Origin of the sequence: Flectobacillus sp., assembly GCF_049240685.1 — a bacterium.
Taxonomy (GTDB): Bacteria; Bacteroidota; Bacteroidia; order Cytophagales; family Spirosomataceae; genus Flectobacillus.
In genome coordinates, this window is the sequence record NZ_JBMLSD010000259.1 from 33,728 (window position 1) to 50,142 (window position 16,415).

At 38.9% G+C, this 16,415-nt stretch carries 13 protein-coding genes; 8 read left to right on the forward strand and 5 right to left on the reverse strand.

Annotated features, from left to right (window positions below; all coding sequences use genetic code 11):
* Positions 1-29: 29 nt before the first annotated feature.
* From ACOVQ4_RS12010 to ACOVQ4_RS12020, 3 genes are all read right to left on the reverse strand, one after another.
* Positions 30-1,133: an alkene reductase gene (locus ACOVQ4_RS12010; RefSeq protein WP_421820884.1), complete on the reverse strand. Its 1,104-nt coding sequence runs from the start codon at positions 1,131-1,133 to the stop codon at positions 30-32.
* A 186-nt stretch (positions 1,134-1,319) separates the two neighbouring features.
* Entirely contained in the window at positions 1,320-1,802 is a 483-nt protein-coding gene (locus tag ACOVQ4_RS12015) for a GNAT family N-acetyltransferase (RefSeq protein WP_421820885.1), read from the reverse strand.
* Positions 1,803-2,219: 417 nt separating this feature from the next.
* Positions 2,220-3,248: a sensor histidine kinase gene (locus ACOVQ4_RS12020; RefSeq protein ID WP_421820886.1), complete on the reverse strand. Its 1,029-nt coding sequence runs from the start codon at positions 3,246-3,248 to the stop codon at positions 2,220-2,222.
* A gap of 126 nt (positions 3,249-3,374) precedes the next feature.
* On the opposite strand from ACOVQ4_RS12020, the gene purB reads away from it, so the two are divergent.
* The 7 genes from purB (at position 3,375) to trpB (ending at position 11,141) form a co-directional block, all read left to right on the forward strand.
* A complete protein-coding gene (gene purB, locus ACOVQ4_RS12025; protein ID WP_095166184.1) occupies positions 3,375-4,721 on the forward strand; it encodes an adenylosuccinate lyase in 1,347 nt (448 codons plus the stop codon).
* 384 nt (positions 4,722-5,105) lie between these two features.
* Positions 5,106-6,512: an anthranilate synthase component I family protein gene (locus ACOVQ4_RS12030; RefSeq protein WP_421820887.1), complete on the forward strand. Its 1,407-nt coding sequence runs from the start codon at positions 5,106-5,108 to the stop codon at positions 6,510-6,512.
* A gap of 36 nt (positions 6,513-6,548) precedes the next feature.
* Positions 6,549-7,115, forward strand: a complete 567-nt coding sequence (locus ACOVQ4_RS12035; RefSeq protein ID WP_421820888.1) for an anthranilate synthase component II — start codon at positions 6,549-6,551, stop codon at positions 7,113-7,115.
* 66 nt (positions 7,116-7,181) lie between these two features.
* A complete protein-coding gene (trpD, locus tag ACOVQ4_RS12040; RefSeq protein WP_421820889.1) occupies positions 7,182-8,168 on the forward strand; it encodes an anthranilate phosphoribosyltransferase in 987 nt (328 codons plus the stop codon).
* Between the two features lie 199 nt (positions 8,169-8,367).
* The gene (gene trpC, locus ACOVQ4_RS12045; RefSeq protein WP_421820890.1) at positions 8,368-9,159 is read left to right on the forward strand and encodes an indole-3-glycerol phosphate synthase TrpC; all 792 of its coding nucleotides are present in this window, start codon (positions 8,368-8,370) and stop codon (positions 9,157-9,159) included.
* A gap of 102 nt (positions 9,160-9,261) precedes the next feature.
* Positions 9,262-9,906 carry a phosphoribosylanthranilate isomerase gene (locus ACOVQ4_RS12050; RefSeq protein WP_421820891.1) on the forward strand — a complete coding sequence of 215 codons (645 nt, stop codon included), beginning with the start codon at positions 9,262-9,264 and terminating at the stop codon, positions 9,904-9,906.
* Positions 9,907-9,953: 47 nt separating this feature from the next.
* A complete protein-coding gene (trpB, locus tag ACOVQ4_RS12055; RefSeq protein WP_421820892.1) occupies positions 9,954-11,141 on the forward strand; it encodes a tryptophan synthase subunit beta in 1,188 nt (395 codons plus the stop codon).
* A gap of 161 nt (positions 11,142-11,302) precedes the next feature.
* Here trpB and ACOVQ4_RS12060 read toward each other — a convergent pair whose 3' ends face one another.
* Positions 11,303-12,583, reverse strand: coding sequence for a DUF349 domain-containing protein (locus ACOVQ4_RS12060; RefSeq protein ID WP_421820893.1), 1,281 nt, complete (start codon positions 12,581-12,583; stop codon positions 11,303-11,305).
* 602 nt (positions 12,584-13,185) lie between these two features.
* On the opposite strand from ACOVQ4_RS12060, the gene ettA reads away from it, so the two are divergent.
* The gene (gene ettA, locus ACOVQ4_RS12065; RefSeq protein ID WP_421820894.1) at positions 13,186-14,853 is read left to right on the forward strand and encodes an energy-dependent translational throttle protein EttA; all 1,668 of its coding nucleotides are present in this window, start codon (positions 13,186-13,188) and stop codon (positions 14,851-14,853) included.
* Between the two features lie 304 nt (positions 14,854-15,157).
* Here the strand turns inward: ettA and ACOVQ4_RS12070 are convergent, their stop codons facing one another.
* Entirely contained in the window at positions 15,158-16,225 is a 1,068-nt protein-coding gene (locus tag ACOVQ4_RS12070) for a type IX secretion system membrane protein PorP/SprF (protein ID WP_421820895.1), read from the reverse strand.
* Positions 16,226-16,415: the final 190 nt, after the last annotated feature.

The following is a 16,415-nucleotide window of genomic DNA, read 5'->3' on the forward strand; positions in this document are numbered from 1 at the left end:
TGCTTAATCCGAAATTTTTAAAGCCTAGCTCATTCACCAAATACACCATAGTCGGTGTATCCAGCGGCTCCACCTCCAAAGTATTTGGTGCGGTCGCCTTCGTTGAGAGGCCAGTTATTTTGCAGTCGAGCAGGTAGGTCTGGATTGGCAATAAATGGACGACCAAAGGCAATCATATCAGCCCATCCTTCTGCCAAGGCTTTTTCTGCACGCTCCTTACTATACTTTCCTGCATAAATCATCGTGCCTTTAAACGCTTGACGAAGTGCGTTTTTGAAAGCAATAGGCATATCTGGCGCATTATCCCAATCTGCTTCGGCAATATGGATGTATGCTACACCCAAATCTTGTAGCAAGGTTGCCGCCGCCAAATACGTTTCTTCAGGGTTGTCATCGACACAGCCTTGAAGGGTAGTCAAAGGTGCTAACCTCACTCCTACGCGCTCTTTGCCTACTATTTGGCACAGAGTTTCCACCACTTCTTTCAAAAAGCGAAGTCGGTTTTCCAAGCTTCCTCCGTATTCGTCGGTACGAGTATTGGCTTGACTGTCGATAAATTGATTGATGAGATACCCATTAGCAGCATGAAGCTCTACCCCATCAAAACCTGCCTCTAGGGCATTTTGGGCAGCTTTTGCAAAATCTTGGACAATTTCCTTGATTTCAGGAATAGTCAACGGACGTGGTGCTGAGTGTTGAATCATACCTCCAACTCCAGCTTCTGGACCTTTATTTTCTGGGTCAATAAATACTTTTACTCCCTCCGCTACTAAAGGTGATGAAGATACTGGCGCTTGACCATCGGGTTGTAAAGAAGTATGCGATACACGCCCAACATGCCATAGTTGAGCAAACATTACCCCACCCTCTTGATGAACAGCATTGGTGACTTTTTGCCAGCCTGCTACTTGCTCTGGCGTATAAATCCCAGGCGTCCAAGCGTAGCCTTGACCTTGCTTAGATATTTGTGTTCCTTCCGAAATAATTAGGCCTGCTGAAGCTCTTTGGCTATAATATTCGGCCATAAGGTCGGTTGTAACTTCACCCTTTGCTGCTCTCGAACGTGTCATAGGTGGCATGACAATACGATTCTTAAGCGAAATATTTCCTAACGAATATGACTTAAATAACATAACTCATCTTGTTTTGATTGATGTTACAAAGTTCATACAAAGCAGGCATTCTAACCTGTGACCTAGGTCACAAGTTTAGGGGAGTTGTGAGGGAACAGGCACTAGGCATCAGTGATAGAACAAATACGAACACGTTTTCATGTATTTCTCTCTTTGCCTCTTTGCCTGTTCCCTAATGCCTTTTTTTTATATTTTCTTCACATAAAAATGTGTATCTACAGCCATGATTGGGAAGCTTTCTGGTAAATCTTGTTTGGGAAGATAGGTAAAGCCATTTCTTTCATAAAAACGAATAGCGGCTTGTAAGCGCTCTATAGTGCCGAGATAGAGATGTTGCATTTGTGCTTCTTGCGCTTTTGTTGTGAGCGTATCAAGCAGTTTTTGGGCAATCCCTAATTCTTTTCCTCTAAATTCCTTTTTCACAAACATTTTACGGATAGCACCAATAGGCCCACCACAGTCGATGAGGGCAATGGTACCTACTACCTCATCACCTTGAACAGCCACCCAAAAGTTGCCATTGCCTTGTTGATAAAAATTGGGAATTTCTAATAAATCGGGTTGGTCTTGGATAGTGATTGGCACCTGAAACTCCACCTGTTGAATAGTCAGAATCAAATTTACAATTTGCTCTGTGTCTTGCGATTGAAAAGTTCTAATTTGAATCATCGGGATAAGTATAAATGCTGAATGATGAGTTACGAATTGTGAGTACAAAATAAGATTGAATCATTTAGCTTTCGGTTATCAGCTATGGGCACTCGTAAAATGTTTCTTTGGTTTCCTAGAAAAGAAAAGATATTAAACCTTTTATAGAGCATAATACATACAGCATAGTAATACAATTTTACTTAGCACTTCAAAATAAGTAATCACTTACGTAACTATTTACGAAATTAAAAAAATGGAGAAATAATTCAACATTTTTACTTAATTTTTTTGATAAACTCGAATAAAAAACACCGTAGGTGCGAAAGAACACCAACTATCGTGAAGTCTTTCGCACCTACGGCGCTCTAAAAGGAATATAAGACAATATTTAATAACTTGTATTTAAGGCAAGGACAACTCATCACTTAAAACTCTCTATTCTTTCGATAACTTAAATGAAAAAGTTGTGCCTTTATCGGGTTTGGATGCTACGGTGATTTTGGTTTTATGGGCATTCAAAATATGCTTTACAATAGCCAAACCAAGTCCAGATGAACCATCCGAACGGCTACGGGCTTTATCGACACGGTAAAAACGTTCGAAAATTCGGCTCAAATGTTCTGGAGCGATCCCAGGTCCATTATCTTTTACTGAAATACGCCAGTCTTTCTTTTCATCTTCAAAAACAACTAATACTCTTCCATCTTCATTACCGTATTTAATTGCGTTTTCAACCAAATTGGTAATCACTTGTCCTATTCGTTGTGCGTCGGCTTTTACCCAAACTTGAGTTTCTGGCGATTTTATTTGCAGACTTACATTTTTGGTTTCGGCTTTGCTTTCTAATTGCTCAAAAACCTCTTTCGTAATTTGTTTGATATCTATTCGCTCTCTATTCATGCGAATATCGCCTGTTTCCATTTGAGAGAGTGTCAATAAATCTTTCACCAAAATATCGAGCCCATCCAAACTTTTGGCTGCTTTCGTCAAGAACTTTACTCGTACACGCTCGTCGTCCATAGCGCCATCTAACAAGGTATGTACAAACCCTTGCGCCGCAAAAATGGGTGTTTTGAGTTCGTGCGAAACGTTGGCCAAAAACTCACGACGGTATTTTTCAAGTCGTTTTAACTCATTAACTTCTTGTTCCTTTTTGGAAACATAGACAAACAATTCGTCATTTAATTTTTTGAGTGGATTGGCATTTTTGTAGAGTTTTTTGCGAGAAACTCCAAAATCCTTCATCTTCAAACGATTGATGGTATCATACATCTTGTTGATTTCTTGAAATACCAGATAATCAAGCGTGAAATAGATGAGCAATCCTGCAATAATAAATGAAGCGATAAAACAGATAAAGAGAATGTTGGCGTTGGCCTCGGGCAAAAAAGAGAGAAAAGAAGTCGTAAAAATGGCAATTACTATCGAAAGTAGTGTGGCCAACAACTTGGGATTTAATAACATAACTTCAACTTTAAGAAATAATTCATCAAAGTTTGGGCTTTTTTTTGAAACTCTTGGTGTTTGTTGTGTTAAATCTCAGGATATGCAAGCAAAAACTTTGTACCTTTGCACTTTGAAAGCATAATTATGGAACTGAATCAATTATCTGCCATTTCTCCAGTCGATGGACGCTACCGCAAGCAAGTAGAAAGTCTTGCTCCTTATTTCTCAGAATTCGGACTAATCAAGTACCGTGTCCTTATCGAAATTGAGTATTTTATTGCGCTCTGCGAAATTCCATTGCCACAACTCGAAGGTGTCAGCAAAGACCTTTTTGGTGCCTTGCGTGATATTTATCGTAATTTCACTGAAGAAGATGCCCTTTGGATTAAAGAAACTGAAAAAGTAACCAACCACGACGTAAAGGCGGTTGAGTACTTTATCAAACATAAACTAAGCAACTTTGGTATTGAACAATACCTTGAGTTTATCCACTTTGGTTTGACTTCGCAAGATGTCAACAACACGGCTATCCCACTTTCGTTGAAAGATGCAATGGATACAGTTGTTTTACCAAAACTTCAAGAGGTTATTGAAAAAATCAAAGCCTTGGGTGAAGAGTGGAAAGATGTAGCTTTGTTGGCACACACTCACGGACAGCCAGCCTCTCCTACTCGCTTAGGCAAAGAGTTTTGGGTATTTGCCGAACGTCTTGAGCGCCAAATGGACTTGCTAAAAACGATTCCTTACTCTGCCAAATTTGGCGGAGCAACAGGTAATTTCAATGCTCATAATGTAGCATATCCTGAAACTAGCTGGATTGACTTCGGTAACAACTTCGTAGGTTCTTTGGGTTTGTCTCGTAGCAAATACACTACACAAATCGAGCATTACGATAACTTGGCGGCTTTGATGGATAATTTAAAACGCCTCAACAATATCGTATTAGACCTTGACCGTGATGTTTGGACATACGTATCAATGGGCTATTTCAAGCAAAAAATCAAGGCAGGTGAAGTTGGTTCGTCGGCAATGCCACACAAAGTAAACCCAATTGATTTTGAAAACTCAGAAGGTAACGTAGGTATTGCCAATGCTTTGTATGAATTTTTGGCAGCAAAACTGCCAGTTTCTCGTTTACAGCGTGACCTTACTGACTCTACGGTATTGCGTAATTTGGGCGTTCCAGTAGCACATCAGATTATTGCATTAACAGCATTATTGAGAGGTTTGAACAAATTGGAATTGAACCAAGATGCCATCAATACCGACCTTGAAGATAACTGGGCAGTTGTAGCCGAAGCGATTCAAACGATTTTGCGTCGTGAAGGTTATCCACAACCTTATGAGGCATTGAAAGCATTGACTCGTAAAAACGAAAAAATCACGTCAAAAACAATTGCAAACTTTATCGATTCTCTTGAGATTAGCGATAAAGTGAAATATGAATTAAAACGTATTTCTCCGTTTAATTACCTTGGAATCTTGGAGTAAGATATTGGTCTTCAGCTATTGGCAATAAGTTTTCAGCAACAAAAGCTGTTTTTCTAAAGTGCTCAAAAGTAAGATTAATGCCTTTATTCTATCATTTTTGTATTTTTTTGAAAAACTTTTTTTGAAAAACAAATTTTCGAATTAAGTTTGCAAAAAATACAAAAGCAGATTTTCTAAAAAATGACAACAAATTTCAAAAATACAGCATGGTGGTGGCAACTGACGAAACTCGGTTGAGCAGTACCTTATTGTATTTTCGGAAAAAACATATCATTCGAAAAGACCTACTGTTCAACCAGTAGGTCTTTTTTTTGTGTCCAATAGATTTTGCCAAAAGTTAACCATTGATTTTAACAGGTAGCAAACCTACCACACCCTAACATCATGAAATTTACCGTTCAGACAGTTCAGAAAAAGAAGTTAGCCGACACGATTACTCCAGTGGGGGTATTTCTTAAACTAAGAAACAAGTTTAAGAATACCGTAATTCTAGAAAGTGCTGATTATCATGGCAAAGAGCATGGCTACAGCCATATTGCGTGTGATCCAGTGGCAAGTTTTATCATCGACAACGATGTTGTAACTCAAACTTTCCCCGATGGTACCGTCGAAACATTTACCTTGGCTCGTCGCAAAGATGCTGTACAAGCTTTGTTGAATTTTGCTGAAAGATTTGAATGGACTCGCCAACCTGATTATGCGCCAATGGCCAACGGGATGTTTGGACATATTTCTTATGATGCTGTAGAGTATTTTGAGGATATTGAGATTCAAGAAAAGAACGAGAATACCGAAATTCCGCAGATTATCTATTATGTATATCGCTATGTAATTGCGATTAATCACTTCAAAGATGAGCTTTCGTTGTATGCCCACGAATACAATGGAGCTACAGAACCATCATTGGAATCACTAGAAATGCTACTTGATTTGCCTCACTACGCGACCAAGTCATTTACCGTAACGGGCGATGAAATCACGAACGTTACCGATGATGAAATGCGTGAGGTAATCAAAATTTGTATTCAACATTGCTTGCGTGGGGATGTATTCCAAATTGTACCTTCACGCCGTTTTAGCCGTACTTTTGAAGGTGACGATTTCCAAGTATATCGTGCGTTGCGTTCGATTAACCCATCGCCATATATGTTTTATTTTGATTATGAAAACTATCGTATTTTTGGGGCATCGCCTGAAAAACAAATTCAAATCAAAAACGGACTCGCTGAAATTCACCCAATTGCAGGTACATTCCGCCGTACAGGTGACGACGAAAAAGATGCTGAATTGGCTCGCCAACTCCACGCTGACCCTAAAGAATCAGCCGAACACGTTATGCTAGTTGACTTAGCTCGCAACGACTTGTCGCGTAGCTCGGATATTGTCAAAGTTGAAACTTTCAAGGAAGTTCAATTTTTCTCACATGTAATCCACTTGGTATCGAAGGTTACAGGTCACATGACAGCTGGCACAAACCCATTGCAATTGGTTGCAGATACTTTCCCTGCTGGAACGTTATCAGGCGCACCAAAACACAATGCTATGACCATCATCAATCGCCTCGAAACTACCAACCGTCATATCTACGGTGGGGCTATTGGGTACATGGACTTCCAAGGTAATTTTAACCATGCTATTGCTATTCGTACATTCTTGAGCAAAAACAACACACTTTATTACCAAGCAGGAATGGGTGTAGTAGCAAAATCTGTTATCGAAAGCGAAATGCAGGAAGTACACAACAAATTAGCTGCCTTGCGCAAAGCATTGGAAGTAGCCGAACAAATCTAGTATTCAACTGACTTTTGGGTCAAATCGCATAAAAACATGAAAATCTTAGTACTCGACAATTACGACTCTTTTGTATATAATCTTGTATATATTCTCAAAGATTTAGGAAACGACGTGGACGTTTTCAGAAATGATAAAATTGCTTTAGAAGAAGTAAAAAAATATGATAAAATCCTTCTATCTCCAGGACCCGGTATTCCTGAAGAAGCAGGTATTTTACTAGACGTTATCAAAGAATATGCGCCAAGCAAAAGTATCTTTGGCGTTTGCCTAGGTCACCAAGCTATTGGTGAAGCTTTTGGAGCTAAGCTTCTCAATATGGGCGATGTACTACATGGGGTAACTACTAAATGTATCATTACTCAACCCAACGAAGTACTTTTTCAAGGCGTACCCAAAGAGGTAGATGTATGTCGTTATCACTCATGGACGGTTGTTCCAGAAACAATGCCTGAAGATTTGATTATTACAGCTATAGACGATAAAGGTTTTGTAATGGCCGAAGCTCATACCAAATACGATATTCGTGGGGTACAGTTTCACCCAGAAGCCTATCTTACTCAGTTTGGTGTCAAAATGGTTGAAAACTGGGTAAAAAGCTAATGACTTTTTATTTCCCTAAAATATTCCAGTGTTTTCAACTTAGCGTCTAGCGCAAATATTTCAACTATGAAGTCTTTTTTAAATAAACGCATTGCTGGTAATCAATTAACGCAAGAAGAGGCTTATGCAGCCCTTTCGATTATTGGTAGAGGAGATGCAAACCCATCTCAAATAGCAGCATTTTTAACTACCTATATGATTCAGGCTATTACGCCAGAAGAATTGGAAGGTTTTAGAGATGCCATGCTCGATTTGGCAGTAACGATTGACCTATCGGCATACGATCCAATGGATTTGTGTGGTACTGGTGGCGATGGTAAAGATACCTTCAATATTTCCACAACAGCCTCTTTTGTGGTAGCAGGCGCTGGTCAGTCTATTGCCAAACATGGCAATCATGGAGTTTCTTCTTCGGTTGGGTCATCAACAGTTTTAGAATACCTAGGCGTAAGATTCTCGAATGATGAGGAGTATTTACGAGGTAAAATCGAGCAAGCAGGTATTTGTTTTTTGCATGCCCCACTATTTCATCCTGCTATGCGATTTGTAGGTCCTATTCGTAAAGAGCTTGGCATGAAGACTTTCTTCAACATGCTTGGCCCTATCTTGAATCCTGCAAAAGTGCAAAAACAAATCACAGGAGTATATAATGAAGAAGTGCTAAAATTATACGGTGCCATCTTTGAGAAAACTGGCAAAAACTTCGGCGTTTTGTATGGATTAGATGGTTATGACGAAATTTCATTGACGGGAGACTTTGTTTTGATTACACAAAAAGGAATTGAAACCATTTCTCCAAAACAATTAGGCTTCTCAAAGTGTAGTCCAGAAGAGTTGCATGGTGGTCATACAGTAGAAGAGTCAGCCAAAATCTTGACATCGGTATTAAGCAATGAAGGCACCAAAGCACAAACAGAAGTAGTATTGGCTAATGCCGCTACTGCGCTGTATTGTGCAAGCGACAATCTGAGTTTAGAAGATGCCGTAGCCAAAGCCAAAGAATCATTAGAAAGTGGTAAAGCACTCGAATCTTTCAAGAAATTTATTGCTTAAGTTGGTACGCTTTAGGCTGTAAGCTATATGCATTAGGCAAGCACAACATCTAAAGAACCACAGATATTTTTTGCCGAGAGCTCATAGCTAAAAATCCAAGGCCAAATAGTTGAATTTAATTGTGGGTAAAAGTATTGATCACTGAAATTTTAATTTCACAACTCAGCACTCACACTTAATGCCCAAAAACCTTTAAGAAATGACAATTTTAGATAAAATCATAGAAAACAAAGTTCGTGAAGTAGCCGAAAGAAAAGCCCTTGTCTCAATCGATGAGCTTACTAAGAAAGGATATTTTGCCAAAACTACGAATTCTCTTAAAACCAGTTTATTGAATCCTGCATCGTCGGGAATCATTGCTGAATTTAAAAGAAAATCACCTTCAAAAGGTATTATCAATGCCAATGTAACAGTTGAGGACGTAACAACAGGATATGTTCAGGCTGGAGCAGCTTGCTTGTCAGTTTTGACAGATATGGATTTCTTTGGTGGTTCGGACGAAGATATCTTGGCAGCCCGTAAAGCTAATCCTACCATTCCTATTTTGCGTAAGGATTTTATTATTGACGAATATCAAATTTTTGAAGCCAAAGCCTTAGGCGCTGACGTAATCCTATTAATTGCGGCCAACCTTACTCCTACGCGTATTTATGAACTAGGAAAAGTCGTAAAAGAATTAGGTATGGAAACACTTTTGGAAGTTCACGACCAAGAAGAACTAGACCGCAGTCTTTGTGAGTATATCGACGTAGTGGGTGTGAATAACCGTAATCTTAAAAACTTTGCGGAACAAAACGTAAATGCCTCACTTGAGCTAGCCGAAAAGATTCCAAGTCATTGTATTAAAATTTCGGAAAGTTGTATTTCTCAACCCGAAACAATCAAGCAATTAAGAGAAGTAGGATACAGAGGGTTTTTGATTGGCGAAACATTTATGAAAACTCCAGCTCCCGCCGAAACCTTAAAAAGCCTAATTGCTCAAATTCAGTAAATTAAATGGCTTTTTAGCAACCTTATTTCCACAAAAATGTCATGTTTTTTCAGTATTTTTGTTTTTTAAGAACGTCAAATTCCTAACAACTATCGACAAGACATGAGACTAAAAATATGTGGAATGCGTGATGCCGAGAACATCCGAGAAGTGCTAGCCTTGCAACCAGACTACATGGGTTTTATTTTTTATCCAAAGTCAAGCCGATTTGTCGGAAATGACCTAGATGAGGAGTTACTCAAGTCTTTTCCAAAATCAACCAAAAAAGTCGGTGTTTTTGTGAACGCATCACAAGCTTTTATTTTGGATATGGTAAAAAAATATAGTTTGGATTATGTTCAGTTACATGGTGAAGAGCTTCCTGATTTTTGTAAAAATCTTAAATTTAAAGGTGTAAGCATCATTAAAGCTTTTTCGGTGGATAGTACGTTCAACTTTGCCAAGTTACATAATTATAAACCTCATTGCGATTTCTTCTTATTCGATACCAAAGTTGGTGAGCAAGTTGGCGGTACAGGGTTAGCATTTGACTGGTCTTTACTAAATCGTTATGACAACGAAAAACCGTTTTTCTTGGCTGGAGGAGTAAGCTTGGCCAATGCAGCACAAACCTTAGACTTAAAACAATTGCGTATTCATGCGATAGACGTAAATAGTAAGTTTGAGCTTGAACCAGCATTAAAGGATATTGATCAACTTAGTGAGTTAATCAAAATATTAAAACCTGAGGAAGTTGAAATGCAATAAAACTACAACAACCAAGGACAATCATTTCTTAAACTTATTTGTGTCAAATGACAACAACTCAACAATATAACGTAAACGAAAAAGGGTACTACGGGCAATTCGGAGGAGCATTTATTCCTGAAATGTTGTATCCTAACGTAGAAGAACTCAAAAATAACTATTTGAGTATCATCAACGACCCTGCTTTCAAAGCTGAATTTGACGCTTTATTGAAAGACTATGTTGGTCGTCCAACGCCCTTGTTTTTAGCAGAACGTCTTTCAGAAAAATATAATACTACCATTTACTTGAAGCGTGAAGACTTGTGTCATACAGGCGCACACAAAGTAAATAATACCATTGGACAGGCATTGTTGGCGAAACGTTTGGGAAAAAGACGTATCGTAGCCGAAACTGGTGCTGGTCAGCATGGTGTTGCTACGGCAACGGTTTGTGCTTTGATGGGCTTGGAGTGTATTGTATACATGGGCGAAATCGACATTGAGCGTCAAGCACCAAACGTAGCACGTATGAAAATGCTTGGAGCCGAAGTTCGTGCGGCAAAAAGTGGTTCAAAGACCTTGAAAGATGCGACTAACGATGCCATGCGTCACTGGATTAACAACCCTGTAGATACACACTATATCATTGGTTCGGTTGTGGGTCCACACCCGTATCCTGATATGGTAGCGCGTTTCCAATCTGTTATTTCGGAAGAAATCAAATGGCAACTACAAGAAAAAACAGGCAAAACTAATCCTGATTATGTTATTGCTTGTGTAGGTGGTGGGTCGAATGCCGCAGGTGCTTTCTATCATTTCTTAGCTGATGAACAAACGCAATTGGTTGCAGCAGAAGCAGGTGGTCATGGTATTAGCTCTGGTTTTTCGGCGGCCACAACATTTTTGGGAAAACCAGGTGTATTACATGGAAGTCGTAGTATCTTGATGCAAACAGAAGATGGGCAGGTGGTAGAACCACATTCTATTTCGGCAGGTTTGGATTACCCAGGTATTGGTCCTATGCATGCACATTTGTTTGATACAAATCGTGCTAAGTTTTTTGCTATTACAGACGAAGCTGCCTTGAAAGCAGGTTTTCAGTTATCAAAACTAGAAGGTATTATACCTGCATTGGAGTCAGCTCATGCACTTGCAGCATTAGAAGAATTAGGAGCTCAATCCAACGAAACAGTTGTGATTAATCTTTCTGGTCGTGGCGATAAGGATTTGGCAACTTACATGAAGCATTTGTAATGTTAAATAAGTAAGTGAAGCTTTAGGCAACTTATTTAGGATGCAATAAATAAAAATATTGTTTCCGACAGCTGACCGCCGAAAGCCCAACATTGATACAAAAGAAAAATCCCTTTGGCTCTCACCAAAGGGATTTTTCTTTATTGCTTCTTTATCAAGTCTTATTGACCCAACAAAGTTTCTAGTTCTTTTTTGAACTCAACCAAAAGCGTTTCTTTCATTGAAATTTTGCGCTTTTGCGTATTGATTTTATTGATAACCAATTTGTCGTTCATTTGACCAGAGTATTGCGATTCAGAAATAAAGGTATCCAATTCGTTTTTCTCTTTTTTGGTCATATAGTCCATTTGGTTGATCATAATCTTCAACTGCTCGATACGAGGTTTATCATGCAATGAAGGATGACGATACGAGATAACACGCAATAGATAGTTCATTTCGAAAATCTTATCACAGATGTTACGGAATCGCTCAGCCAAGTTTCTATCCACACTTTTTGCCAATGTAGAAAGCTCTTTCCATTTTACTAGATATGCTTTTGCTTTTTCGGCAGTTTGAGGAATGTTTGGTTGATCTGGGAAGTTGCGCTCCAATTCGGTAGTCATGTCCATCATTTGTTGAACACGAGGGTCGATTCTTGGTTTTGAAACAATACCCTTCACATTGTTATAACGCTCGAAGAAGAAATCAGAAGAACGCTTAAACTGTTTCCAGAGCATCGACTGCTTTTTGGGTGGTACTTGTGAAATAGTTTTCCACTCGCGTTGAAGGTCTTTGATTTTTAGGAAACCAGCATCTACATCTTGTTCATAGCGTAAGGCGCGGGCATTATCAACGATGCGTTGGAGTTGTGCCAATTTTTCGTCGATGATACGGTTTTTCTCAGCATAGTATTCACGACGACGAACGAAGAAGTTGTCAACGATACCATTAAATTCAGTTTCGATGCCATCTTGCAATGCTTTATCAACAGGACCAGTTTTGAGCCATTTGGTTTTGATTTCCATAATGACATCAGTAGCTTTGGCCCAATCATCGATAGCACCAGCTTGAATAGCTTCCTCAATCAAAGCTCTCTTGATTTCAAGATTTTTGATTTGATTGTTTAGAATTAGCTCACGCAACTGCAATTCTAACTCATCCAACTTGTGAAGTAGAGGTACGAAATTACCCAAACCATCAAACTCTACGAGGTTTTTACGTAGTTGGAGTAATTTAGTTAGGTAAGAGCCTTTGTTTTGAGCTTCATCTACTTGAGAGAAAAGCAAATTCACTTTGTTTTCTGCGATAGCAAAGCGATTAACAAAATACTGAAGAGCTTCTTCTTCGGTGTTACGAACAACACCAATCAGGCGGTCTGGGTATTCCAAATATCCTTTTAAATAGACCTTACCATCTTTACAATAGCCATACTCGGCAGGGTTTTTTACTGTATTTTCCATTGGTTTACGTTGCGTGGTTAGAGTTTTTGGCAATGCTCATAGCTCTAACGGGATTCATGGTTTAGGTTAAATATTAGCTGTTTTGATTTTTGATAAACTCATTGATCATATTTAATAAAACAATTGATTAAATAAAATGAATGAAAAAATCTAGTTAATAACCTATTTGATTTAATTAGACAAATTTATTGATTGTTAGTTGATTTTTATCGGTTATTAGTTTGATATTTTTTTTGCAATATACTGAATTTCAATAAAAAATATAATTTTAAATATTGTTTATCCATTATTCGGACAAAATTTAACATAGACCTGCTAAAATCGCTATTAATTACCAATGGAAATAAAAACTAAGCCGTATACACTGAATCCCCACTACGCTTTTAGTATCTTTGAAAACTTTTAATTTTTAAATTTCGTGAATCTGTTCTGCTGACAGGTTCAAGCTTTCATTACTTGAATAAAAGTCGTTTTTTTTGAGACTTTACTCTTTCTTTTGATTAAAAGTATTGAGCTTCAAGCATTTTACCCCAAAGCTACAAAGAGCTTTAGTTATTCATTTTACTAATATAAATAGACCTTTAGAATAAAACAAAAAAACAATGAGTCAAGAAACCATTATTTTTTCAATGGAGCGGGTTTCAAAAACCGTTCCACCACAAAAAACAATTCTCAAAAATATCTACCTATCTTTTTTCTATGGTGCCAAAATTGGGGTACTTGGTCTAAACGGTGCAGGTAAATCTTCGTTGTTGCGCGTTATTGCTGGTATCGATAAAAGCTATACAGGCGATGTAGTTTTTTCGCCTGGGTATACTGTTGGGATGCTTGAGCAAGAACCCAAATTAGACCCTACCAAAACGGTGAAGGAAATTGTCGAGGAAGGCGTGGCTGAAATTGTCGGTCTTTTAAAAGAGTTTGATGAAATCAACGAGGCTTTTGGTGACCCAGATGCCGATTTTGATAAGTTGTTGGCTCGCCAAGGAGAAGTTCAAGAAAAACTTGACCACTTCAATGCTTGGGAATTGGACACTCGCCTCGAAAAAGCGATGGATGCGCTTCGTTGCCCTCCGTCTGAGGCCTTAGTAGGTAATCTTTCGGGTGGTGAAAAACGCCGTGTGGCGCTTTGCCGATTGTTGTTGCAAGAACCAGACGTGTTATTGCTCGATGAACCTACCAACCACCTCGATGCCGAATCGGTATTGTGGTTGGAAGAACACCTTCGTCAATATAAAGGAACCGTGATTGCTGTAACCCACGACCGTTATTTCTTAGATAACGTAGCTGGCTGGATTTTAGAGCTTGACCGTGGTGAGGGTATTCCATGGAAAGGCAATTATTCTTCGTGGTTAGAGCAAAAGCAAAATCGCTTGGCTATGGAAGAAAAAACAGAATCTAAACGCCAAAAAACTTTACAGCGTGAATTGGAGTGGGTACGCATGGCTCCAAAAGCTCGTCAGGCTAAATCTAAGGCTCGTTTGGGTGCTTATGAAAAACTCCTTTCGGAAGAAAACAAACAGAAAGAAGATAAGCTAGAACTATTTATCCCACCAGGCCCACGCCTAGGAAATAAGGTTATCGAAGTAAATAATGTATCAAAGGCGTATGGAGATAAGTTATTATTCGAAAATCTTAACTTCTCTTTGCCTCCAGCAGGTATTGTCGGTATTATCGGACCCAACGGTGCTGGTAAATCTACTTTATTTAAGTTAATTACAGGTCAAGAAACACCTGATAAGGGTACTTTCGAAATTGGTGAAACTGTAAAAATGACTTATGTAGATCAGGAACACAATCACTTAGACCCCAACAAATCTGTTTTCGAAACTATATCGGGTGGTACCGAGCACATTATGCTAGGCAATAAGCAAGTAAATGCTCGTGCTTATGTGAGTAAATTTAACTTTGCGGGTGCCGACCAAGAAAAGAAAATCGCTAACCTGTCGGGTGGTGAGCGCAACCGCGTGCACTTGGCAATGATGCTAAAAGAAGGAGCCAACTTGGTGTTATTAGATGAGCCTACCAACGACCTCGACGTAAATACCCTACGTGCTTTGGAAGAAGCCCTCGAAAACTTTGGTGGTTGTGCTGTTGTTATTTCTCACGACCGCTGGTTCCTCGACCGTGTAGCTACCCATATCTTAGCATTCGAGGGCGACTCTCAGGTCTATTGGTTTGAAGGTAACTTCTCTGATTACGAAGAAAATCGTCGTAAGCGCTTGGGTGCTGATGCCACACCAAAACGTATTAGATATAAAAAGTTACAATAGGATTCATACTAAATTGTATGACCGATTCTAGCAGTAGAGACGCAATGTTTTGTGGCTTAGGCCTAGTCAGGCATTGCCTAATAGAATCAAACATGAGTCATCCCGAACTTTAAGATTGGGGCTACTCTACAAGTTTTCATTAAAAAAGGGGTCGGAAAATATTTTCCGACCCCTTTTTTGATACTAAAATATGACCCAGCTTTAGACGTAATCAGTAGGTCGTTGCTAGAATGAAAATTTTAACATAATCACGAATTCGCTCAATGGCTAAATATAGGAATGGCTCATGTTTGTTGAATAGCCTTTAAAATTTCGGACAACGAAGTTCGGTTTTACGAGGACGATATTTTGGTTTTGAATCAAATAAATCAGTAAATACATAAGATAAAGATATTTCGTGCGCGCCCCCAGTAGAAGAACCTAAGCTCGAAATTGTCATGTCATAGCTGTAGCCAATCGAAAAGTTGTCTTGCCGATAGCCTATCAAAATAACAGCAGCATCGTTACTCAGGTAGGTTGTATTATCTTTTTTGTATGTTTTTAAGGGAATACCTCTGTACCAAGCTCCAAGCACAAGGGGCGAGTAAGTCAAATACATCCCTACGTCCAACTGGTCAAATGCACCTTGGTGTTTGTAGTGTACAACGGGCGTAAGACTTTTTTCTTTTTCTATTTGACTTCCCAGACTATTCCCTATTTCATAGTCAGCCAATGGGATACGATAACCAGCCTGTACGCCTATTTTCATAGGCAATTTGGCATCAGCATTACCAAAAGATTGATTAGGCTGATTGATATGATGCACCGAGAGCCCAGCCCAAAATCTTTCTGAATAAACAATCCCTCCTGAAGAAAAATCCCAATATTGAATTGTAGGGGCAAATCCACCCGCCACGATTGGGTCGTTTGTATTATAACTCGAAGGATATCCTCCCCCATTGAGATATGATTGAATTTGATCAGCAAAAATATAATCCCCAAAGTTGATACTACGACTTACGTAAGAGCCCTGCACACCCAAATTGGCAGATAGACCATCGCTTAATTTAAGATGGTATGTATAAATTGCACCAATATCGGTAGTCTTAAGATTTGAAAATTGTCTATCATTCGTAATCAATAAGCCCACCCCGCTATTAATTCTTTCGAGATACATATCGGCCGAAAGCGACGAGGTTACAAAATTTGCACTAAGTGAAGGCCACTGATTTCGATGATTAAAATTTACTCGAGGCGCCATAGCCGACCCTGCAAATGCTGGATTAAGATATAACGGAGCTGCATAAAACTGTGAGTATTGTGGGTCTTGCCCCAATACTACTCGTACAGTTCCTAGCAATATACCTAAGCCTAAAATGGTTTTTCTTAACATATTATAAATAAAAGTTACTGCTCATATTTCTTTGTAAATCTCTAATTTTTTTATTTAATAGGTCTCTTAAGTATTCTTACAAAATCGGATTTAAGTTGTTGGGCAATAGGCAGATAGTTTTACAAGGTTTTTATGAAAAAAAATAGACCTTTTGGCAAATGCCAACGGCGTGTAGTTCAAAGCAGACTAC

What these genes read in the sequence shown, in the direction of transcription:
- ACOVQ4_RS12010 (WP_421820884.1), bottom strand. Translation starts at nt 1,133, where the DNA reads ATGTTATTTAAGTCATATTCGTTAGGAAATATTTCGCTTAAGAATCGT.
- ACOVQ4_RS12015 (WP_421820885.1), bottom strand. Translation starts at nt 1,802, where the DNA reads ATGATTCAAATTAGAACTTTTCAATCGCAAGACACAGAGCAAATTGTA.
- ACOVQ4_RS12020 (WP_421820886.1), bottom strand. Translation starts at nt 3,248, where the DNA reads ATGTTATTAAATCCCAAGTTGTTGGCCACACTACTTTCGATAGTAATT.
- purB (WP_095166184.1), top strand. Translation starts at nt 3,375, where the DNA reads ATGGAACTGAATCAATTATCTGCCATTTCTCCAGTCGATGGACGCTAC.
- ACOVQ4_RS12030 (WP_421820887.1), top strand. Translation starts at nt 5,106, where the DNA reads ATGAAATTTACCGTTCAGACAGTTCAGAAAAAGAAGTTAGCCGACACG.
- ACOVQ4_RS12035 (WP_421820888.1), top strand. Translation starts at nt 6,549, where the DNA reads ATGAAAATCTTAGTACTCGACAATTACGACTCTTTTGTATATAATCTT.
- trpD (WP_421820889.1), top strand. Translation starts at nt 7,182, where the DNA reads ATGAAGTCTTTTTTAAATAAACGCATTGCTGGTAATCAATTAACGCAA.
- trpC (WP_421820890.1), top strand. Translation starts at nt 8,368, where the DNA reads ATGACAATTTTAGATAAAATCATAGAAAACAAAGTTCGTGAAGTAGCC.
- ACOVQ4_RS12050 (WP_421820891.1), top strand. Translation starts at nt 9,262, where the DNA reads ATGAGACTAAAAATATGTGGAATGCGTGATGCCGAGAACATCCGAGAA.
- trpB (WP_421820892.1), top strand. Translation starts at nt 9,954, where the DNA reads ATGACAACAACTCAACAATATAACGTAAACGAAAAAGGGTACTACGGG.
- ACOVQ4_RS12060 (WP_421820893.1), bottom strand. Translation starts at nt 12,583, where the DNA reads ATGGAAAATACAGTAAAAAACCCTGCCGAGTATGGCTATTGTAAAGAT.
- ettA (WP_421820894.1), top strand. Translation starts at nt 13,186, where the DNA reads ATGAGTCAAGAAACCATTATTTTTTCAATGGAGCGGGTTTCAAAAACC.
- ACOVQ4_RS12070 (WP_421820895.1), bottom strand. Translation starts at nt 16,225, where the DNA reads ATGTTAAGAAAAACCATTTTAGGCTTAGGTATATTGCTAGGAACTGTA.